Annotated in this window: 21 protein-coding genes; 10 read left to right on the forward strand and 11 right to left on the reverse strand. The window is 70.3% G+C overall.

Annotation, left to right across the window (positions count from 1 at the left end):
- Positions 1 to 4: 4 nt before the first annotated feature.
- Positions 5 to 94 carry a K(+)-transporting ATPase subunit F gene (gene kdpF / locus IEZ01_RS26855; protein WP_019888110.1) on the reverse strand — a complete coding sequence of 30 codons (90 nt, stop codon included), beginning with the start codon at positions 92 to 94 and terminating at the stop codon, positions 5 to 7.
- Positions 95 to 655: 561 nt separating this feature from the next.
- Positions 656 to 793 carry a hypothetical protein gene (locus IEZ01_RS26860; RefSeq protein WP_019888105.1) on the reverse strand — a complete coding sequence of 46 codons (138 nt, stop codon included), beginning with the start codon at positions 791 to 793 and terminating at the stop codon, positions 656 to 658.
- Positions 794 to 878: 85 nt separating this feature from the next.
- On the opposite strand from IEZ01_RS26860, the gene IEZ01_RS26865 reads away from it, so the two are divergent.
- On the forward strand, positions 879 to 1,457 hold the full coding sequence (locus tag IEZ01_RS26865) for a hypothetical protein (protein WP_019888103.1): 579 nt from the start codon (positions 879 to 881) through the stop codon (positions 1,455 to 1,457).
- On the forward strand, positions 1,454 to 1,837 hold the full coding sequence (locus tag IEZ01_RS26870) for a hypothetical protein (RefSeq protein WP_019888100.1): 384 nt from the start codon (positions 1,454 to 1,456) through the stop codon (positions 1,835 to 1,837). Before IEZ01_RS26865 ends, IEZ01_RS26870 begins: the two co-directional genes overlap by 4 nt.
- A 485-nt stretch (positions 1,838 to 2,322) precedes the next feature.
- Here the strand turns inward: IEZ01_RS26870 and IEZ01_RS26875 are convergent, their stop codons facing one another.
- The 3 genes from IEZ01_RS26875 to IEZ01_RS35930 form a co-directional block, all read right to left on the reverse strand.
- A complete protein-coding gene (locus IEZ01_RS26875) occupies positions 2,323 to 2,601 on the reverse strand; it encodes a hypothetical protein (RefSeq protein ID WP_019888099.1) in 279 nt (92 codons plus the stop codon).
- Positions 2,602 to 2,640: 39 nt separating this feature from the next.
- Positions 2,641 to 3,528, reverse strand: coding sequence for an alpha/beta fold hydrolase (locus tag IEZ01_RS26880; RefSeq protein WP_211231206.1), 888 nt, complete (start codon positions 3,526 to 3,528; stop codon positions 2,641 to 2,643).
- A 115-nt stretch (positions 3,529 to 3,643) separates the two neighbouring features.
- Entirely contained in the window at positions 3,644 to 5,305 is a 1,662-nt protein-coding gene (locus IEZ01_RS35930; RefSeq protein WP_189204201.1) for a LuxR family transcriptional regulator, read from the reverse strand.
- Between the two features lie 635 nt (positions 5,306 to 5,940).
- Here IEZ01_RS35930 and IEZ01_RS26890 point away from each other — a divergent pair.
- Positions 5,941 to 6,984, forward strand: a complete 1,044-nt coding sequence (locus IEZ01_RS26890; protein ID WP_229833243.1) for an ArsR/SmtB family transcription factor — start codon at positions 5,941 to 5,943, stop codon at positions 6,982 to 6,984.
- Here IEZ01_RS26890 and IEZ01_RS26895 read toward each other — a convergent pair.
- The 4 genes from IEZ01_RS26895 to IEZ01_RS26910 form a co-directional block, all read right to left on the reverse strand.
- A complete protein-coding gene (locus tag IEZ01_RS26895; protein ID WP_019888095.1) occupies positions 6,926 to 7,426 on the reverse strand; it encodes a hypothetical protein in 501 nt (166 codons plus the stop codon). The genes IEZ01_RS26890 and IEZ01_RS26895 overlap by 59 nt on opposite strands.
- 38 nt (positions 7,427 to 7,464) lie before the next feature.
- Entirely contained in the window at positions 7,465 to 8,724 is a 1,260-nt protein-coding gene (locus IEZ01_RS26900) for an SH3 domain-containing protein (RefSeq protein WP_189204205.1), read from the reverse strand.
- A gap of 140 nt (positions 8,725 to 8,864) precedes the next feature.
- Positions 8,865 to 9,317 (reverse strand): hypothetical protein, encoded by a 453-nt coding sequence (locus IEZ01_RS26905; RefSeq protein ID WP_019888094.1) that lies wholly within the window; start codon positions 9,315 to 9,317, stop codon positions 8,865 to 8,867.
- A 205-nt stretch (positions 9,318 to 9,522) separates the two neighbouring features.
- A complete protein-coding gene (locus IEZ01_RS26910) occupies positions 9,523 to 11,469 on the reverse strand; it encodes a serine/threonine-protein kinase (RefSeq protein ID WP_158685689.1) in 1,947 nt (648 codons plus the stop codon).
- Between the two features lie 304 nt (positions 11,470 to 11,773).
- On the opposite strand from IEZ01_RS26910, the gene IEZ01_RS26915 reads away from it, so the two are divergent.
- Positions 11,774 to 12,562: a hypothetical protein gene (locus IEZ01_RS26915; RefSeq protein WP_028797766.1), complete on the forward strand. Its 789-nt coding sequence runs from the start codon at positions 11,774 to 11,776 to the stop codon at positions 12,560 to 12,562.
- A 314-nt stretch (positions 12,563 to 12,876) separates the two neighbouring features.
- Here the strand turns inward: IEZ01_RS26915 and IEZ01_RS26920 are convergent, their stop codons facing one another.
- Entirely contained in the window at positions 12,877 to 13,080 is a 204-nt protein-coding gene (locus tag IEZ01_RS26920; protein ID WP_189204207.1) for a hypothetical protein, read from the reverse strand.
- 109 nt (positions 13,081 to 13,189) lie between these two features.
- On the opposite strand from IEZ01_RS26920, the gene IEZ01_RS26925 reads away from it, so the two are divergent.
- The 6 genes from IEZ01_RS26925 to IEZ01_RS36095 all read left to right on the forward strand — a co-directional run bounded on the left by IEZ01_RS26925 (position 13,190) and on the right by IEZ01_RS36095 (position 18,161).
- The gene (locus IEZ01_RS26925) at positions 13,190 to 13,561 is read left to right on the forward strand and encodes a hypothetical protein (protein ID WP_019888088.1); all 372 of its coding nucleotides are present in this window, start codon (positions 13,190 to 13,192) and stop codon (positions 13,559 to 13,561) included.
- Between the two features lie 605 nt (positions 13,562 to 14,166).
- Positions 14,167 to 14,445, forward strand: coding sequence for a hypothetical protein (locus IEZ01_RS26935; protein ID WP_028797765.1), 279 nt, complete (start codon positions 14,167 to 14,169; stop codon positions 14,443 to 14,445).
- The gene (locus IEZ01_RS26940; protein ID WP_189204209.1) at positions 14,435 to 15,490 is read left to right on the forward strand and encodes a polyprenyl synthetase family protein; all 1,056 of its coding nucleotides are present in this window, start codon (positions 14,435 to 14,437) and stop codon (positions 15,488 to 15,490) included. The genes IEZ01_RS26935 and IEZ01_RS26940 overlap by 11 nt, the downstream gene beginning before the upstream one ends.
- A 78-nt stretch (positions 15,491 to 15,568) precedes the next feature.
- A complete protein-coding gene (locus IEZ01_RS26945; RefSeq protein WP_189204211.1) occupies positions 15,569 to 16,732 on the forward strand; it encodes an oxygenase MpaB family protein in 1,164 nt (387 codons plus the stop codon).
- Positions 16,733 to 16,850: 118 nt separating this feature from the next.
- Positions 16,851 to 17,903 (forward strand): aldo/keto reductase, encoded by a 1,053-nt coding sequence (locus IEZ01_RS26950; RefSeq protein ID WP_028797764.1) that lies wholly within the window; start codon positions 16,851 to 16,853, stop codon positions 17,901 to 17,903.
- A gap of 108 nt (positions 17,904 to 18,011) precedes the next feature.
- Positions 18,012 to 18,161 (forward strand): hypothetical protein, encoded by a 150-nt coding sequence (locus tag IEZ01_RS36095; RefSeq protein WP_019888080.1) that lies wholly within the window; start codon positions 18,012 to 18,014, stop codon positions 18,159 to 18,161.
- Positions 18,162 to 18,263: 102 nt separating this feature from the next.
- Here IEZ01_RS36095 and IEZ01_RS26965 read toward each other — a convergent pair whose 3' ends face one another.
- Positions 18,264 to 18,623: a hypothetical protein gene (locus IEZ01_RS26965; protein WP_019888078.1), complete on the reverse strand. Its 360-nt coding sequence runs from the start codon at positions 18,621 to 18,623 to the stop codon at positions 18,264 to 18,266.
- Between the last annotated feature and the right edge of the window lie 365 nt (positions 18,624 to 18,988).

Consider the following 18,988-nt stretch of genomic DNA (forward strand, 5'->3'; position numbering starts at 1 on the left):
GTACTCAGAACCTCTCCGGCTTGACGAGGGCGAGGACGAGGTAGCCCAGCAGGGCGACGGCCACGACGAGGCCGATGATGTTCTCGGCAGTCACAGCTTCGCCACCCCCTTGGCGATCAGGACCACCAGCGCGAACACCGCGATCGTGGTGACGACGAAGGCCACGTCGGCCATCGCATGCTCCTAGAAGAGGCTCGGAGAGGAACGGACACCCTGAGAAAAGCGCACCCGTGGCGCGAAAGCGCCCCCCGTTGACGGCGCCCATACGCCTCCGACGGCCCCCTTGACGGCATCCATACGGCGCAGTGCCCCACGTCACGCCCACGGCGGACGGCGGCGGTCTCGCCGCAGCAGCAGCCGCACGACGACGAACGTCGCGAGGACGAACACGGGCAGCAACGAGACGGCCACACCGATGGCATCCATGTCGATCGCACCCCACCCCGAAATCCATGGGCCGTCGGCCGATCAGCCGAAGCAATGGCATGCCCGTTCACCTCAGGGTGGCCCCCGTGAGCCTGGAGGCCAGAGAGGTTGACGCAGCTCTGACGCGTGGGACGCCAGGCCTGATGCGCTTCTGATGCGGAGGGCGGGAGCGAAGCGGCCGGCACCCACAGCCCGCGCGCCCTTGCTCATCCCCTCGGCCCCGGCACCGTCAGGTCGAGGACGGCACGGCGACGTAGACGAGGAACAGCAGCACCACTGCCTGGAGCACCCTGGCGCCCGAATTCACCCGATCATCCTCTTCCTGACGAGATTCATACGCTCTGCCCATTGCCGCCTTGGTGATCATCCGGCAGGACTCTCCTGCAATGCCACGCGAACAGCGGTCTGACCAGCCGCAGTTGCGACATCAACATGAATCAAGGGGGAGACCTGTGAAGAAGATCCTGGCGGCGATGGCGGCCTCCGGCGCCGTCCTGCTGGCGTTGGCCGCCGCACCCGCCTCCGCGGCGGACGAGCCGTCCGACAGCGGTGGCGGGTTCCTCACCCAGACCACGCTCAAGGACGCGGCGACCGTGGGGGAGCTGGCCCGCGAGCGTGCGGAGGAGGTCCACGCCCGGACGCCGGCGAACAAGCTGTGCACCGGCACCTGGACCCACGCCGTGTCCACCGTCACCTTCCAGCGGGCGTCCGGCGGCACCCTGGCCTGGGGCTTCAAGCTGTCCAACACGGCTCGCGCGAACCTCGGTTCGCCCGTCACGGTGACGATGCCGTACGCGTACGTCAACGGCAAGGCCGTCAACCCGCCGTACGGCCCGCACACCGCCATCAGCACGTACAACTTCCACGGCAGCATGAACAAGTACCAGTACGTCGGCGGCGGCTCCGGCACCATCGCCACCGGCAACAAGCTGACCTTCTACTGGTTCCTGAAGGGCTCCAAGCCCAACTCCGCCGCCGACCGTTACATCACCTGCCAGCCCGAAGCCCGGAAGCGCGTGAGCACCTCATGAACAGCAGCCGTACGCCCCGCCCCACCGCCCGCATCCTGGACGGCCGCCACGAACTCGTCGTCGACGGCCTGTCCAGGAAGCAGGATTCGTTCACACTCCGCTACACCGTCACGCCGCCCCTGCCTGAAGGAGACGACGCGTCGCTCGTCCTCCTGGCGCTGGAGGCCCGCGACGACGCCGGCAACGAGTACAGCGACTGGGGCGGGGCGTACGGCCTGAGCGAGGACGGCGCCCACACGGACGGCACGATCACCGGGCAGCCCGCCGTCGCCCCTTCGGCTCGCGTACTCACGGTCCGCCTCACCTTTCTGCGGGAGGGACGGGAGTACCCCTGCGAACTCGATCTGGAGGTGCCGGGGGCGCTCCCCGACCCCGGCTGACGACGCGGGCCTGCCGCCCGACCTCATGCCGCCTTCTGAACGGAGGGCTCGGGGGACTTGCACCGTGCTCAGCCCCGCCGGGGTACACCGCATCAAGGGGTGCACGTGCACAAGGCTACTGGGGGAGTTCGGAGACCGAGCCCTTGGATCCGACGCCACGATTGCGTCCGGGAAGGCGCCCCCGGGCCACACCGGCGTCCGCCCCCTGTCGCCCATCCACCCGCAGAAGCTTCGCCTACGCGCCCGCCCTGCGGCGCCATGCCCCAGCCGTGCCCTTCGGAACGGTGAACAGCGGTCAACGACTGTGCTCCGCGGCCCCCGGGAGGCGCCACGTCGGAGGATGTTTCCGCAGGTCAGACGCTCTGCACCCTGTCCGAGCGGCGGTGATTCCCAAGCTTATGGCGCGGGTTCGGCTCCCATCATCCGCTGCACTGCAAAGCCCCAGGTCAGAGACCTGGGGCTTTGATATCGGTAGGCGGATACTCCTAGGCCATGTAGCTGTGGATCGGCCAGAACTGCGGCGTCGGGGGCGGGCCCGAGGCGCCGGCGGCCTGGAGGGCCGGGGCGAGACGCTCGGCGATGAAGCGCTTCGCGTCGTCCTCCGATTCCCAGATCTCGATGACACGCCAACCACCGGTCGGGCTCGGACCGGCCGCGTGGAAGATGCCGCCCGCGGGCTTCTCCTGCATCCCCAGCTGCTCCCGGACCTTGTCGTATATCTCCTGCGAGCCGTGTGGATTGTCCACCAGCATGGCGATCGCCATCACTGCCTCCTCTTGGTCGGTCTTCCATTCCCCGAGTGGTCATGCGGCGCGCGGCAGAAGGGGCCTGCCGATCTCCGTCCGCAGCGCTTCCAGGAAGGCTTCGGGCTGCTCGAAGGCGGGGTCGTCCGCGGCGTTCTCGATCACGTGCAGCGGCCATCCGTATCGGGCGCTCGCGGCCTCGGCGACCTTCAGCCGCACCTGGAGGTCGTGCCGCCCGCAGATCAGGCTCGTGGGCACGGTGATCCGTGCCAGGTCGGCCTCAGGGATCGGCGTCATCGCGAACTCCGGCATGAGGCTGCGGAGAACGGGCTTCTGGCCGGGCGCGCGAGCTCGGTCGAGAGCGTACGCCTCCAGCAACTTCATACTGTCCCCGAGCTGTTCGCGCAGCCTGCCCAGGTCCGTCATGCAGGCCCCCATGAGCTGGTCCTGCGCACGCGGCGTAGGCCGCACGAGGAAGCGGGCCATGGCGAGGGCGAACCTGGGGGCGGGCCGGAACCGGCCGAGGCCGTACGTGTCCACCAGCACCAGTCGGGCGAGCCGGTCTCCGTGGTCGCAGGCGAATCGGGCGGCGATGGCGCCGCCGAGCAGATGACCGGCCACGACCGGGCGGGACGCGCAGGTCCGCTCGATCAGCTCGCCCAGCCAGGCGAGGACGCGATCCGCCTTCAACGGGCCTTCGCCCGCCTCGGAGGCACCGTGACCGGGCAGGTCGGGAGCGACAACGCGGTGCGTCGCCATCAGGGCCGGCATGACGCGCATCCAGGTCGCGGCGAACTCCCCGGGGCCGTGCAGGAGGACGATCGGTGGACCGTCACCGCCTTCCAGCACAGCGGTCGGGACACCGGCCAGGTCGATGCGTCGTTCCGTGGCGGGGAACCCGGCGAGGAGCCGCTCACGGATGCCGCTGTCGGTGTGGGAGTCGTTCATCGTCGCCACCTCCATCCGCTCTCAGCGTCCTCGCGGCGACCCGCACCGGCATCGCTCGGAATCACCAAAGTCCCGCCGTCCGAGCGCCTGGTGCTTTCTGACCACGCGGCTGAGGTCAGACGAGGTGGTGTTCGTACGCGAACGCGCTGGCCGCGGTCCGCGACGACACGTCGAGCTTGGCGAAGATGTTCTGGATGTGCCGGGCGACGGTGTGCTCGCTGATCACCAGGGCGGAGGCGATCTCTCTGTTGTGCTTCCCGGCAGCGACCAGGCGCAGCACGGCCTGCTCCCGCGCTGTCAGGCCGGCGATACTCCCGGGTGCGTGCCCGGAGAACTTCTCCGGCGCGGCGCCCCGGGTGATCGAGTCGACCCGGGCGACGTCCGGCGCGGCTCCGAGGCGCTCGAACACGGCACGGGCCGCCTCGAGTTCCAGGGCCGCCGTGTCGTCGTCTCCCAGAGCACGGCAGGCCGCGCCCATGCCCATGCGCGTCCGCGCGGTCTCGTACGGTGCTTCGAGTTCCTGCCACGCCTGCTCCGCGCTGCGGAGTGCGACAAGGGCGGACCGTACGTCACCGGTGGCGAGCTCGACCCTGCCACGGACGTCCTTCGCGATCACGGGCAGTGCCCCGCTCGGGTAGCTCTCGGCGATCGCCCCCAGCTCGTCGCAGGCGCGGCGCGCGGCCTCCGTGTCCCCCACGGCCAGCATGATCTCGACGCAGGCGGGCAGCAGCCTCGCCCTCCTCAACGGCTCGGTGGTCTCCGCGATCACCCGGTTGATCGCGCCGGTCGCGGCGCTCTCGTCGCCCTGGGCCAGCCGCAGCAGGGCCAGCCCGGGCTGGGGGTCCCCTCCGCAGCGGGCGGCGTCCCGGTACGCCTCCTCGGCCGCCGCGAGCTCGCCGCGCAGGCGGTGGATCTCGGCCTGCCGGTAGGGGGACTGGGCGGCCGCCCAGTCGTTCCGTTCCTGCCGGAACCGCTCGCCCGCCCGCCCCGCCTCCGCGAGGGCTTCCGGCCACGCGCCGTGCAGCTGCATGATCTCGGCCCGGTATACGAGGCACTGGCCGCTGAAGGCCACCATGTCGGGCTGCTGCTGACACCACGACGTCAGCGCCTCGGTCCACTCCTGGGCGCGGCGGAGCTCGTACACGGCGCGGCAGGCGTCGATCACCTCGCAGTAGATCACTCCGGTGAGGACGGGGGAGAGCGCCCCCGCGGTGACGGCCACCATGGCCTCGTCCAGGAGCCTGAGCCCCACCTCGACCCGCCCCTCCCTCACGCACGCGTGCCCCTTCTCTTCCAGGGAGAGGGCGAGGAGGTCCGTGTCCCCGAATCGTTCCGCGATGACGACCGCCCGGTCGGCCGTTGCGTAGGCGCCGGCGTAGTCACCGCCGGCCCGCTGCGCCATGACGGCCGACATGAGGACGTAGCCCTCCTCGGCGCAGGCGACCTCTTCGGCCTCGACGAGCCGCTGGGCCCGTCCGAACCATCCGGCCGCGCGGCCCATCTCCCTCCTGAATGCCAGATCGGCGCCCGCCCAGAAGGCGCAGCGCACAGCGCGCAGCGGCCGGCCATCCTCCAGGTACGAGCCGTACGCCCGCTCGAGACCGCTGACCATGTCCTCGTGGCGGCCGGTCATGTGGGCGGACGTGGCGAGGAGTTCGAGGTCCTCGGCGCCGAGGGGAGTCACGTGATCCGCGAGATCCAGAGCCTTGTAGGCGTCCGCCCACGCCCGTACGGCACAGGCTGCCCGGCCGCGCTCAAGATCGCCGGCCACAGACATGACGGCCCTCTTCCCTGCACTGCTTCATGGCGCCTCCAAGGAGCACCTCAATTTTATTCGACGCCCAGGAATAGATCCATTTACCCCCTTAAAGGTGAATTGCCCCGGTCATGAGGTGAGCAGCGCGCCTGGCGTGCCTGAGCGAAACATGGGGCGGGGACGGCACGGCACATGCCGATCTGGAGCGCAACAAGAGTTCCACCCGCGCCCGCGCCGCTACGTGCCAGTAGGGGAGGTGGACAGCGGTCACCAAGGGGGCCGACGAAGCAGTCGGATCGAGGCCGCCGACGGGCGTTTCCACAGGTCAGATGCCATGCGCAAGAACAAGTGCCGGGTGATTCCCAAGCTCAGCGCGGGTTCGATTCCCGTCACCCGCTCCACGAGAAAGCCCCGGGCCAGAGGCCGGGGGCTTTGTTGTTGTCCGGACCACGCGCGCAGTCCGTGATCCAGCGGGTGCCCCAGCGGTCGATGGAGGCGGCGGCGTGTCAGTACGTTGCCGTCGCAGCGGCCGCTGGTGTACGGCACCTGCCGCGGCGTACGCCGTGAGCCCTTCGTGGAGGCCGGTGGACGTAGGGGCAGGGCTGCGGCATGCTCACGCGGACGATGACTGTGCCCGGATGGGGAGGGGGGCCGACGTGCTGCGTATTCACTTCACCGCTGAGGACCTGGTCCGCGTCCGGGTTGCCGACAGCGTGGGCGTGATGGCGGAGACGTACGGCTGTGCCGTGCTGGCCCGGCAGAACCGGGGGGCGCTGCCCTTCCGCGGCTGGCAGAACGCAGTCCCGGGCGGGATCGACGCGGCCTCGGGGCCGTTGCGGGCGCTTGCCGGGGCGGGTGGTCCGAGGCTGGACCTGCACACACTCGCCGGAGGCTCGACAAGCGTGGAGCAAGGTGCCGACACCCTCATGTCGGCTTCACGCGCGCAGTTGCGCGGAGAACTGGAAGACCTCACGTTCTTGTCGGCCCCCTCCGCCGTGTGGGTGCGGAGCCTCGCCGACGGAGACACGGCAGCGAAGCAGCATCTGGTCGACGCCTTGACCGCCTGCCACCGCGCGGCTGTCGCCCCGCATGCGAGACGTATCCGTGCGCACCTGGACGGCGTACGCGCCGGGTACGCACGCGCCATGCTGGAGGGTGGGGTCCAACGGCTCATGGAGGCCGTCTGCGCGCCCCCGGAGAGCTGTTGGTCGCCCCCCGTCCTGACGATCAGGTCCCCACGCAACGCCGATGTCCACCTCGCCGGGCGCGGCCTCGTCGTCGCACCGACCGTGTTCCTCTGGCGCCGCCCGATCCTGTACTGGAACCCTCTGGACGAGGCCGCGGCCCCGGTGCTGAGCGTGCCCACAGTGCGGGACCCGGTGACGGGGGCCGCACTGTGGGCCGACGAGGCGGCGGGAGATCACACCTCCCTGGTGGCACTCGTGGGCCGTACCCGAGCCGCGGCCTTGACGATCGTGACCGACGGCGCGTGCAGTACCACGGAGCTCGCCAGGCACCTGGACGTCTCGGCCGCCGCGGCGAGCCAGCACACCGGCGTGCTACGGAACTCGGGGCTGATCACCACCCGCCGCCACGGGCCCAGTGTCCTGCACACCATCACGGAGCTGGGCGCCGAGCTGCTCACCACCACGGGCCGCAGGCGCTCTGCCCCTCGTCAACGGCACGTCCGCACGCCCTGAAGCGGAGGTTGGGGTCCGGGCTCGCCGCGTGCGCAGGGGTCCAGGGGCTCTGCCCCTCCCGGGTCAGCGTGAACGGGCCGCACTGGATCCAACTACGGCCGCCGTCACGGCTGACGTCCATCCAGTACTTGTCACCGGCCTTGGTGTAACCGGTGATCCTCGCCCAGCCGTGCTGGACCCCATTGATGTTGCCGGCACGCAGTTCGACCTGACGCCGGTTGTACGGGAGGGTGTAGCCGGTGGTGAGCGGGGTGCTGGTGACCGTCCACTTCTCGGTGGCGGCGTCGGGGGCGCGCCAGTTCTGGCAATCGGCGGGGGATGCGGCGGCCGGTGGCGCGGTGGTCAGGACCAGGGCTCCGGACGCCAGCGCGAGACAGGACAGGACCGTGGTGAAGGTGGCGCGGAGCGGTGTCGCCGGCGCGCGCCTGATGCTGGGGCGCATGGGTGTGACCTTTCTGGGGCGGAGGGGTGCGGAGGGGGTCAGATGCAGGTGGGGACGCCTGGCATCCAGGCGGGGCCTTGGAGGTAGATGTTGGTGATCCACCCTCCGTAGTCCGGGAGGTAGGACCAGGCGTCATTGGTGATGCCGTCCGCGGTGATCCGCTGGCCGCGGGCTTGGCAGCTCACCCGTACCGGTGTTCCGCCCTTGACCGTGGTGACCACGGAGCTTGCGGTGGTGGTGTTCTGGCGGACGTTGATCACGTCGCCCCATGTGGTGAACGTGGCCCCTGAGCCGGGTTGGGTGCCGGAGCAGGTGGGGACGCCTGGCATCCAGGCGGGGCCTTGGAGGTAGATGTTGGTGATCCACCCTCCGTAGTCCGGGAGATAGGCCCAGGCGTCATTGGTGATGCCGTCCGCGGTGATCCGCTGGCCATGCGTTTGGCAGCTCACTCGGACACGGCTTCCACCCCGGATGGTGGTGACCGGTGCGCCACTGGTCGAGGGCCCCCGGCGCACGTTGAGAACATCGCCCCACGTGGTGAAGAACCCGTCGCTGTTGCTTCCGCCGCTGATCTCGACGAGCGGCAACCGGTAATCGGTGTTCCTGACCATGGAGGCGCTGACGCCAACGGGAAGAGCAGTGTTGGGCTCCTGGTAGAAGACGGTGTTGTCCCCCGGGTCGTCGACGATCTTGAGGTAGCGATAAGGGGTGTACCAGCCTGTCCAGGCTTCCTTTCGATGCTTGACCGGGTATGCGCCGAAGTCGTAGGCCCAGTAGCTCGTCTTGCCGGCGTCGACCCACCGGTCGAACAGCTGGGTGTGCCGTTCCGCGTGAACGTCGCTGAAGTGCATGAGGAAATCGCCCGGCTTCAGCTCGTTCTTGCTGATCTTGCGGGAGACGTCGGATCGGGTGAGGCCCTCGCCCGGGGGCAAGGCGGAGAAGCTGTTCGTGGCGTTGAGTGCCATGGAGACGAAGCCCGCACAGTCCGTGCGGTAGTAGGAGGGGAAGCAGCCGCCCGTGATGGCGCTCCACCTGATGTCGACGCTGCCGACTCCGGTCAGGTAGCAGTCCTCCTGGCTGTAGGGAATGCGCTCTCTCAGCTGGTACCAGGCATGAGCACGCGTGATGACCTCGCTGCGCGACATCGCGCCACCGACGACCGCGCCCGGCTCCTCCGGAGCCGGAAGCGCGGACGCGGGCACGGAACCGAGGCCGAGCAGAGCGATGACCATGGCCATGAGCAGCGGGATGAGGGAAAGATGTGTGCGCCGAGTCTTCACGAGCGGTGTGGTGTGCACGAACCATCTCCTGTCGCGCGAGCTTCTCGGGGTGTGGCGGCCGGGCTTGGCCGACGGTGTGGCACGTTGGTGCCGTGGAGCGTGGAACAGGTCCGTTCCGTATACGGATGCGTCCGGTCGGGCCTTACGCGCGGGGCGCCTCATCGGCCGCCGACACCGATGCCGCACATCGGAACGCCGGGTATCGGCTCCCAGTCGCCGCCGTAGCTCACCGCATTGGCGGGAAGCCATCCCCAGCCGTTGTTCATGAAGCCGACATCGGCTTGCGTGTACAGCCAGTAGTTGTTGACGCCCGTGCCGTTCTTCGGATTCGTCCCGCCCATGCGCTGGCAGACGACCCAGTTGTGACCGGCGTACAGGACGCCGGCGCTGGCCGTGCCGCCGTTGGGGTCCTGCCGGACGTGCGAGGTGATCCATGTCGGGCAGACCGAGGTGGGGAACCGCCCTCCCAGGAAGTCGGTGACCGTCGGCCCCTGCCGGCAGGAGCCGCCACTGGCCTGTGCGGAGACGGCCGTGCCCAGTGCGAGCACGGCTGTGGACGCGAACAACGCCGCCAGTGCGGCGCGGCGTTGGAATCTGCGACGTTTGACCATGTGAAGTCCTCTTCGTGACCGCCGGCACACGGATACGGCCGGCGTACACCGCGCTTGGCCGCGGTGTGGGTGAACGAAGGCTCCAGGAGGGGGGTCAGGCCGACAACGCGGTTAGCTCGTCACTTAAAGGGCCTGGTCATGGGCGGCACGACAGAGGCAGCAAGGCTGGGCGTGAGAGTCGGCCCGCACATCGCCGCAGTGTGCTTCAGTAAGAGCCCGTGCCTCGGAGTGAGATGGATGCCGCGTCGGCGACGAAGTCCTTCTCCATGCGGGAGCCCCACCGGGCGTCGCTCGCGATCGCATAGAGCTGACGGGTCGTCAGCGGCGGTGAGGGGCGGTTCGCGGGGCCGAGCGCCCCGCAGGGGCCGTTGCAGGTAACCGCCTGGATCTGCACGCCGTCCGGGCGCAGGATGCTGACCGAATTCTGGATCTTGTTGCGGTCGTTGGGGTCGGCACCGTTGCCGGTGAAGTCGATGGACGTGATGTGGGCCCAGCCGCCGCCGGGGAGCGGGTGGTCGGCACAGGTGATGACCCGGATCGATGTCATCGGGGAGAGGTCCGCGCAACGCTGCGGCGCTGTACCGGAGTCGGCTGGGGCGACGTTGACGACGACGCTCGCCGGGCCGTGCCCGTCGTCGAGGGTCAGCCGGCCCTGCAGGCGGCCGTCCGTGTTGTGCCCCTCGTACCGCGACGTCTTCGCGGAATCCGGTACGAGAGCGAGTAGCAGGGCCACCATCGACTCGGCGGTCGTGGCCACAGGGCTGGACATCCGGAGGGCAGCGGGCAAAGGGCCGGGCGACCATACGGGACCGTCTTCCGACGCGTACGAGGGCTGCCCCCGCCCATCCGGGGCGCTCCCCTTCTGCTCCAGGCCGGGCGCACTGCCCTGCGGCGCCGGCGCCGTGCGCGTGGCGGACACGGAGGGGACGGGAGAAGCCCCTGGGGAGAGCAGGCCGGCCGTCTGACCCGACACGGCCAGCGTGGCCCCCACGCCGATCACTCCGGCCGCCAGCGCGGCGATGCCCGCGGGGATGAGCGACGCCCTCGGGCTGCGGCTTCCCCCGACGGAACCAGAACCCGCCCGCCCCCTCCGCCCTGCCGGGACCGCGGTGGGCGGGGTCGGCGAGTCGGCGTCCGCGCTCCGCGCCCCCTCTGCCTGCCGAGCCTCGGCCGTACGGAGCGCAAGACGCCCGACCAGCGCGGCTCGGGACTGCTCGTCACGGTCCAGGCAGGCGTGGACGAGGTCCCTCCACGCCTGCGGCAGCGTCGGTGGGAATTGGGGGAGCTGATCCGACGAGCGCACATGGGACGCTCGCGCTCCCGGAGTGGCTCCCGGGAACGGGTGACGGCCCCCGGTGAGGATCTGCGTGGCCAGAATGCCGAACGCCCAGATGTCCCGGGTGGCGCGCACCTCGACGCCGTAGGCGGTGGCGTGCGAGGACCACCATTCCGGGGGCAGGTAGTCCGGAGTGCCCAGGGGCTCGATGTAGGCATGGGTGCCGTCGAGCTCCGCCGCCAGACCGAAGTCGGCGAGGACCGCGCGCCCGTCCGCCATGATCAGGACGTTGCCCGGTTTCAGATCGGCGTGCACCCAGCCCTGCGCGTGCAGGGAGTCGATCGCCGTCGCGATGTCGGTGAGGAGCTGGTGCGCCTGCGGCAGGGGGGCTCCACCCGGGGCGGCGGAGAGGAGCTCCGCCAGGGAGGAGCGGGCTCGCTCCATGACGAGGGCGGTGACTCCGTCCAGGTGCGGATGCGCCGGATCGTGGATGACATGTACGTCGTGGATGCGCAACAGCCCCGGCGAGCTGACGGCGGCGGCCCGGCGCTTCTCCCTGGTGGCCATGGCCCGCAGCGTCGCCTGGTGCGCGGGCGTCAGCCGCCCGCCGGGCATGAGCTTGACCGCCGCCTCGGTTTCCCCCGAGCCGTCGGCTCGCCGCACCGCGTACACACTGCTCCAGCTACCCGACGCGATGGGTTCGGTCAGGCGCCACTCACCGATGCGGTAACCCTCCGGAGCCGCGACCGCCCAGCCCTCGACCACCGGGCCGCGTTCGTCCCCCCGGTTCTCCTCACCCGGCCAGGGCGTCGGCGCGGCCTCCGCATGCCCGCGGTGCTCCGGTGCGGAGCCTGGCGCGAGACCGTCCTGGCCCACTGCGTCACGTCCCGTTGTCGATCGTCGAAGTTGACCGCGCGCTGCACGATCACGGAGCAGTCCGCCCTGCTCCGGCGGCGAGCCCGAGTGCCGGGCGCCGGGTGCCGGGCGCCTGAGAGTCCCGGCGAACCCTCCCCGCGGCACGCGCACGCTACCCTGTTCGCCTCCAGCCCGGCCAGCGGCCTTCCACGCTTTGCGGCGGACGTCACGGCACGCCCGCACCGACGGCGGCCGGCCCACCCGGAGTACCCACTCTTCAGCGTCGCAGCGGGAGGCGTACGCGTACATCGACGTGAGGTGTGTCATGGCAACGGTGACGATCGAGCTGCCGAACCGAAGACCGGAAGGCCCCTCGCGGGTCGTTCCGCTCGCCTCCGGCCAATCGGCCGCCTTCGGCCGTGGCGCGCCCGGCACTCCGGTCGACATCGAGCTGCCTTTCAGCGGTGTGTCCCGGCTCGCCGGGACGATCACTGCGGTCCGCGACTTCTGGACCGTGAGCAACCTGGCCCGGTACTCCGCCTTCGTCATCGAGAACCTCGAAGGCGCCGGTGAGCATCTGACGGTGGCACCCGGCCGCCTCGACGCTCCCATCGCCTTCGAGATGTCCCGGCTGATCATCCCCGCCCAGGGCGAGCCCTGCGAGCTGAAGATCTACGCGCCCGAGCACAGGTTCGCACCCGCCGACACGCCCGCCGGCACACTCGGCGAGCCCACCGACGCGCTGTACTCCCTCGACCCCGCCGCCAAGTACTTCCGGGTGCTGGTGGCCCTGTGCGAGCACCGCCTGCGCGATCCGGCATCGGTACAGATCCCCACCACGACGCAGGTGATCACCCGCCTGTGCGCCCTGCCCGAGTACCGGGGTCTCACGGCGTCGGCCGTGAACTTCCACATCGATTACCTGATGAGCACCAAGCTGCGAATCCGTGACTCCACGAGGCAGCCCCCGGACGGGCGGCTGCATCGCCGCAAGGACGCGCTGGTGTCGTTCGCTCTCCGGTTCGGTCTCGTACGGGAAGAGCATCTGGCGTTGCTTCCGGAGAACCGGCCCTCGGTGCGCCGGGGCCCGGACCACCCGTCCGCGACAGGCTGACGGACGGTGCGGCCCGAGGGTCACCCTGCAGGGTTACAGGTACGCATGCAGCGCCAGGGTTCCTAGGCTCGCCCTCGAACAAGGCGGGGACGGCACGGGCGCTGATCGCGCAGTACGCGCCCACCACCACCGCCCCGAGCACCGCTGTGTGAGGAAACCGTGCTTCCACCGATGATTACCCCCGTGCGCCGCGGGCTCCGGGGCCGTGCCGCCGTCGTTGCCCTGACCGTCCTGTCACTCGGCGCCTGCACCGATGGCCACCGAACCACAGGGGATGCGGGCTCGGCCCACACCACCTCCTCACCGAGCGCTGCTCACGCGCCGTCCCCCGCCCCCAGCCCGTCCGGCAGCCCGGCTGCCCCCGCACGCTCCACCGGTCCACGCCCCGCGCAGACGTCGATGGCCGTGTCCCCGAGTTCGCCCCGTAGCGCCACAACCTCCCCAGCCGAGAGCGCACACACCCCGGCACCGTCCCAGCCGCCTCGACAGAACTTCTCGTACCGGGGCATACGGCTCACGCTCCCCGCCACCTGGGCTGCGGACGGCGGAGCGGCAAAGGACCAGATCTGCCTGCGTCAGGCCAGCGTCCACCCCGACGCCTGCCGAGGCATCGAGCTCCATGTCCAGGTGAGCTCCTCCCGCCCCAGCGGCGGCAGCATCACGGATCACCACCTCTCACCGCTCGACCTCGACCTGGACGAAGGCTGGGCGGTCGGCCAGCCGGGCTGCCGCGCCCCGGGCGCAAGCAGCCTCGACGCCGACACCCCGCCCATAGCGAGCCGCCTCACGCGTCGCGACCTGACCACCCTGGCGGACGGCCGCAGAGCCCTGCACCGGGAATGGCGGGTGACCTGTGCCAGCGGACGCTCCTTCACCGTCGAAGCCTGGTACCTGCCCCAGAGCAAGGTCCTCGCCTATGCCCGCGCTGTCCCCCTCGCAGAAAGAGACGTCTACGCCCGGATCATCGGCTCGATGGACCTCCGGGACTACCGCCGCTGAACGCAAGCCATGGGCAGCAGGTGAGAGCCGTCCACCGCTGCCGGGCCGGCCCGCAGACGCGTCGAATCCTCCCCACGGCCGGGCCGGCACCGCTGGACGATCGAGCGCAGGATGTCCTGGCTGGGCGGCTGCCGCCGCCTGCACCGCCGCCACGAGCGCAAGGCCGAGCGCTTCCTGGCCTTCGCCGCCATCGCGACCGCCGGAGACGATCATCAATGCCGCCACGAGGCAGGGTCGGTACGGCGCCGTCGACCAAGTCGTGCAGCAACAGCAACAGCCCTCCCCCCGCCCGGGAATGGCACCTTGATACCGCGCCCGACAGGTCGGTACAGGGAGTCTCGTAGGTGATCACCGTGCCGCATGGTGTTGTCGGTCCGCAGCGTCTCGGCGACCTCCTGGGGCGTGACGCCTCCGCTCACGTACCCGGGGTGGCCGATCACGACCGTGGCCGAGGCTCGAAGGACTCGTGCGGTGTCCCGCACGGTCGAGCGAGGTGATCACTCGATCGTGAGTTCCTCCGCTCTCGCGTGCGGTGTGACGCGATGCTCGAAAGGGCGGCGCGTGACCGGCGCCGCCTGGATGCGCAAGGGGTGGGGGAAATGGACATGACGCCGGAGGAGCCACGCCGCGGGGGCCTGGACGGGCGGGCGGTGTTGTTGGTGGCTGGGCTGGCCGATCTGGCGGTCAGTACCGTCGGTTCGGCCGTGGGGACGGTACGGGGGCTGCTGCGACGCTCGGACGGAGGGGAGCTGACGGCGGATGCCGGGGACGAGCTGGTGGCGCGTGGGCGGCTGGTGATGGAACGGTACGCCGCCGTGCCGCCGGCCCACTTGGAGATCCTCGCGCGGCACTCTCTGGCTCGTAAGGCCGCCGGTGGCGTCTGAGCGGTGGGAGGCGGCCGCGTTCAAGGCGCGTGTCGACGAGGTGCTGCGCCGGTTCGTCGCCCAGGAGGCGGACGGGTTCGCGGCGATCGATCCGCTCCTGGGTCCGGTGGCCGAGCAGCTGGAGGCGGCGGTCGCGGACGGCAAACGGCTGAGGGCGGCGTTCTGCTACTGGGGCTGGCGCGCCGCGGGACAGCCCGACAGCGACGCGCTGCTGCGGGCGGCGGCCTCCATGGAGCTCGTGCACGCCGCCGCGATCGTGCACGACGACCTCATCGACGACAGCCCGCTCCGGCACGGTCGCCCCACCGCCCATGTCGCCCTGCTCGCTGCCTTACGGCACCAGTCCCACGCCGAAACCTCGGCGCGGTCGCTGGCGATGCTGGTCGGGGACCTGCTGATGGCGCTGGCCGGGCAGTTGTTCGCCGCCAGTGGTCTGCCCGCCGCGTATCTCGCACGGGCCCGTCCGCTGTGGTCGGTGATGGCCCGCGAGCTGGTCGCGGGCGAATGCCTGGAGATCCTCCGCACCGGAGACGCTCCGGACACCGAGGCGTCGTTGAAGGTCGTCCGCTACAAGACCGCCAAGTACACCGTCGAGCAGCCCCTGCTGATCGGCGGCGCCCTGGCCGGGGCCGGCCCGCGGCTGCGCGAGGGCTACACCGCGTACGGGCTGCCGCTGGGCGAGGCGTTCCAGCTCAGGGACGACCTGCTCGGCCTGTTCGGCGACCCCGCACGCACCGGCAAGGCCAACGCCGACGACGTGCGCGGCCGGCGGCCCACGGCCCTGCTGGCAGAAACGTGGCGGCTCGCAAGCGGCGACGACCGGGAGGTGCTGAGCGATCTGCTGGGACGCGGCGAGCCGGACGGGGAAGACCTGGACGCGGTCCGTGCGGTGATGCACCGCCTCAAGGCACCCGACCGCATCGAAAACATGATCGGCGTACGGGTCGGGGAGGCCCTCGACGCCCTGCACGAGCTGGACGTACCGGCGCACTCCGCCGCTGCCCTGACCGCGCTGGCGCATTCGGCAGCGGTCCGCCTGTCCTGACCGCTCGTACCAGGACGGCCGCCGTCCCCACCCCGCCTGAACGCCGACGATCCTGTGCAAGACAAGGAGAGCCCCGCCATGACCTACACCGAGGCATCGATGGAAGCCCTGCGGCAGGCCGGTGACGAACTCGCCGACGCCACCGTCGCGACCCTCTTCGAACGCGGGGAAGTGGGCAAGTTCAACACCCTGATGCGGTACGTCTCCACCGCCGGGGCGCCCCTGCCGGACGGGCTGCCCGACGTCGCCCGGGAGTACTTGGCTGCGACCCGTGTCCCGCCGGCCTGGGTGGACTGGGCGGAGATGGAGAAGGCCCGGCTGTTCTTCATCGACAACAACGTGCACGTTTCCACCGCGCTGTCCTTCGCCGCCATGCCCGCCTGCTACGTCGTCCCGCACGTGGCGCGGCTGCTGTCGGCGACCCACGGGCTGAAGTACCCCTCCAAACGCATGGCGGAGACAGGTCAGTTCACCGTCTACCTGATGCAGCCCGACGCCTTCGAGGCCGGCAGCCGCTTCATTCCCGCCGCCCAGAAGGTCCGGCTGCTGCACGCCTCCATCCGCCACCACCTGAAGCGCGAGAACCTCTGGGACAGCGAAGCGCTGGGGGTGCCGATCTGCCAGGAGGACATGATCGGCGGGCAGATGTTCTTCTCCATCCTCGTACTGGACAGCCTGCACCGCCTCGGCATCCACATGTCGACCGAAGGCGCGGAGGCGTACTACTACGCCTGGCGCGTCGTCGGCGCCATGCTCGGCGTCGACCAGGACAGCGTCCCCAAAACCCTGGAGGAGGCCCGCCGGTTCCTCGACCTGTACATGATCCGGCACATGGGTCCCTCGGAGGAGGGCAGGCACCTGACCCGCCAGCTCATCGACCTCTACGAGGAGGTAGTGCCCGGCACCTTCTTCGACCCGATCGTCTCCGCCCTCATCCGCCACCTCACCGGCGACACCTGCGCCGACTGGCTCGGCGTGCCCAGCACCCGGTGGGACACCGTCGTCAAGGCCGTCCCCCACCTCCTCGGCGTACTGGAGACGATCGAGGACCACTCCCCTTTCGGCGCCTGGGCCCTGGACCGCCTCGGCCACCTCACCACCGTCTTCGAGCTGTCCTCACTCACCCGCGGCCGCGTCATGCACTACGCCATCCCGGACACGCTCAAGAAGGACTACGGCATCTCCGGCACGGTGCCCCCCACCCGCCGCTGGACTCCGCCGGCACCGACCGTCGGCGGCTGACCGCTCCCCCCGGACTGAAAGCCGAACAGCACTTGCCCTGGAGTGCGCTCCAAGTCGTAGAGTCCCGCGCACCAGGGCGGGGGCCAGGCCCGGCCCATGCCAACAGGGGGGTTCGGCAATGCGTTACCGCGTTCTCGGCGGGACCGGCATGGAAGTGAGCAGGTACTGCCTCGGGACCATGATGTTCGGCTCCGTCGGCAACCCCGGCCACGAGGACTGCGTGCGGATCATCCACGCCGCCCTTGACCAGGGCATCAACTTCGTCGACACCGCCGACATGTACTCCGCCGGCGAGTCGGAGGAGATCGTCGGCAAGGCCCTGCAGGGGCGCAGGGACGATGTCGTGCTCGCCACCAAGGTGCACTTTCCGATGGGGGAGGGTCGCAACCGCGGGGGCAATTCGCGGCGCTGGATCGTACGGGAGGTGGAGGAGAGCCTCCGGCGGCTTCGTACCGACTGGATCGACCTGTATCAGGTGCACCGCCCGGATCACACGACCGACGTCGAGGAGACGCTGGGTGTGCTGGGCGATCTCGTACGGGCGGGAAAGATCCGGGCGTTCGGGTGCTCGACGTTTCCCGCCGAGGAGATCGTCGAGGCCCATCATGTGGCCGAGCGCCGGGGGCTCCAGCGGTTCCGCACCGAGCAGCCGCCTTACTCGCTGCTGGCGCGGGGCGTCGAGGCGAGCGTCCTGCCCGTCGTTCAGCGGCTCGGCATGGGCGCGCTGACCTGGAGCCCGCTCGCCTCCGGCTTCCTCACCGGCCGCCACCGCAAGGGCCGGCCCGTCGACCTCGGCAGCGGACGGGCCGCGCTCACCCCGGCCCGCTTCGACCCCACGCTGCCGGTGAACGCGGCCAAGCTGGACGCCGTGGAGGAGTTCGTACGCCTCGCCGACCAGATCGGCTGCACGCTGCCCGAGTTGGCGGTGGCCTTTCCCCTGGCGCACCCGGCCGTGACCTCGGTCATCATCGGACCGCGTACGCTCCAGCAGCTGCAGGACGCGCTCAAGGGGGCCGCGCTCGTCCTCGACGACGCCACCCTCGACCGGATCGACGAGATCGTCCCGCCCGGCACGAACCTCTACCACCCCGACGGCGCCTGGCGCCCGCCGCACCTGGCCGACCCCGCGCGGCGGCGCCGCCCGTCGGCGGACGACCGGGCCGCGGCTTGATCGGGCCACCAACCAGGCACAGCGTGCCACGACGACGGCCGGCGCACCGGCCTGGTCACCGAGGCCCAGCTCACCGCCTTCCGCGCCACTTCCGCCTACACCGACCGGGTGCGGCTGCGCGACCTGCTCACCCCCACGGGCTGTCCGCCGCACCAGTGGGCCACGTCGGCCGAGACCGGGCAGGCGATCCGCGACGACCGGCCCGGCACCAACTCCCGTCGGGCGTCCGCCCCGCTCGGCTCGTTCGCGGAAGTCTGAGCGACGGACAGACACATCTCGCACGCGACAGATGAAGAGGGCCCGACCGGCGCACGCCGGTCGGGCCCTCTCCTCGTATGCCGTTTCGTACGTCGTTCCGACTCAGTGGTCGGAGTAGCTGAAATCTCCCACGGTCCAGGCGCTGACATCCTCGATCGAGACGCGGTACATCCCACCCGTCTCCGGGATCCCCACCGGCCCCTGGATGATCCGGGCGACGTGGAAGTGCAGATGCGTCGGTGGGCCGTCCTCCCCGGTCGGCTTGTCGAAGGCGTCGGCGAACTCGCCCAGCTCGGCCGAATCCGTCAAGACCTCCGTCACACGCTGTCGCCACGCCGCTTCGGGAGCCAAACGCCCCGTGATGACAGCCCCACCGGTGATCACCGTCAGGGACATCTGATTGCTCTGCCCGGACTCGACCTTGGCGGCGATGTCAACGAGCAACTCGTCAGGCTTCGACATGAGTGCCGATTCTATTCGCCAGGCCGTCCGGCCGTCATGAGCGTGAGCCGGCCCCTGCGGTTACCTAACCCGTGAGCCCACAAAATCTATGTTCGCCGGAGTAGACATTGGAGTGGGGCGCGGCTAAGGTTTCTGTCGTAGACAGGAATCAAGGAAGGCCCGGCGGGGGATGAACCGCCGGGCGGCAGTACCCGCAGGACGGTGCGGTGGTGGAGTTCCGAAGCCACGGCTGTTGGAGAACGGCGACGGGACTGACGACCGGACCGGGTGGCTCGCAGGTTCAGGAGCCACCGCGAGCAGTACCAGCAGTACGGAAGTGAGCAGTACCCAGCAGTACCGCAGTTTGTACGTCGGTTTGGATCAGG

The organism is Streptomyces purpureus (assembly GCF_014648195.1).
Taxonomy (GTDB): domain Bacteria; phylum Actinomycetota; class Actinomycetes; order Streptomycetales; family Streptomycetaceae; genus Streptomyces; species Streptomyces purpureus.

What these genes read in the sequence shown, in the direction of transcription:
- IEZ01_RS26915 (WP_028797766.1), top strand. Translation starts at nt 11,774, where the DNA reads ATGGCAACGGTGACGATCGAGCTGCCGAACCGAAGACCGGAAGGCCCC.
- IEZ01_RS26950 (WP_028797764.1), top strand. Translation starts at nt 16,851, where the DNA reads ATGCGTTACCGCGTTCTCGGCGGGACCGGCATGGAAGTGAGCAGGTAC.
- IEZ01_RS26935 (WP_028797765.1), top strand. Translation starts at nt 14,167, where the DNA reads ATGACGCCGGAGGAGCCACGCCGCGGGGGCCTGGACGGGCGGGCGGTG.
- IEZ01_RS35930 (WP_189204201.1), bottom strand. Translation starts at nt 5,305, where the DNA reads ATGTCTGTGGCCGGCGATCTTGAGCGCGGCCGGGCAGCCTGTGCCGTA.
- IEZ01_RS26875 (WP_019888099.1), bottom strand. Translation starts at nt 2,601, where the DNA reads ATGGCGATCGCCATGCTGGTGGACAATCCACACGGCTCGCAGGAGATA.
- IEZ01_RS26905 (WP_019888094.1), bottom strand. Translation starts at nt 9,317, where the DNA reads ATGGTCAAACGTCGCAGATTCCAACGCCGCGCCGCACTGGCGGCGTTG.
- IEZ01_RS26870 (WP_019888100.1), top strand. Translation starts at nt 1,454, where the DNA reads ATGAACAGCAGCCGTACGCCCCGCCCCACCGCCCGCATCCTGGACGGC.
- IEZ01_RS26945 (WP_189204211.1), top strand. Translation starts at nt 15,569, where the DNA reads ATGACCTACACCGAGGCATCGATGGAAGCCCTGCGGCAGGCCGGTGAC.
- IEZ01_RS26895 (WP_019888095.1), bottom strand. Translation starts at nt 7,426, where the DNA reads ATGCGCCCCAGCATCAGGCGCGCGCCGGCGACACCGCTCCGCGCCACC.
- IEZ01_RS26880 (WP_211231206.1), bottom strand. Translation starts at nt 3,528, where the DNA reads ATGAACGACTCCCACACCGACAGCGGCATCCGTGAGCGGCTCCTCGCC.
- IEZ01_RS26965 (WP_019888078.1), bottom strand. Translation starts at nt 18,623, where the DNA reads ATGTCGAAGCCTGACGAGTTGCTCGTTGACATCGCCGCCAAGGTCGAG.
- IEZ01_RS26860 (WP_019888105.1), bottom strand. Translation starts at nt 793, where the DNA reads ATGATCACCAAGGCGGCAATGGGCAGAGCGTATGAATCTCGTCAGGAA.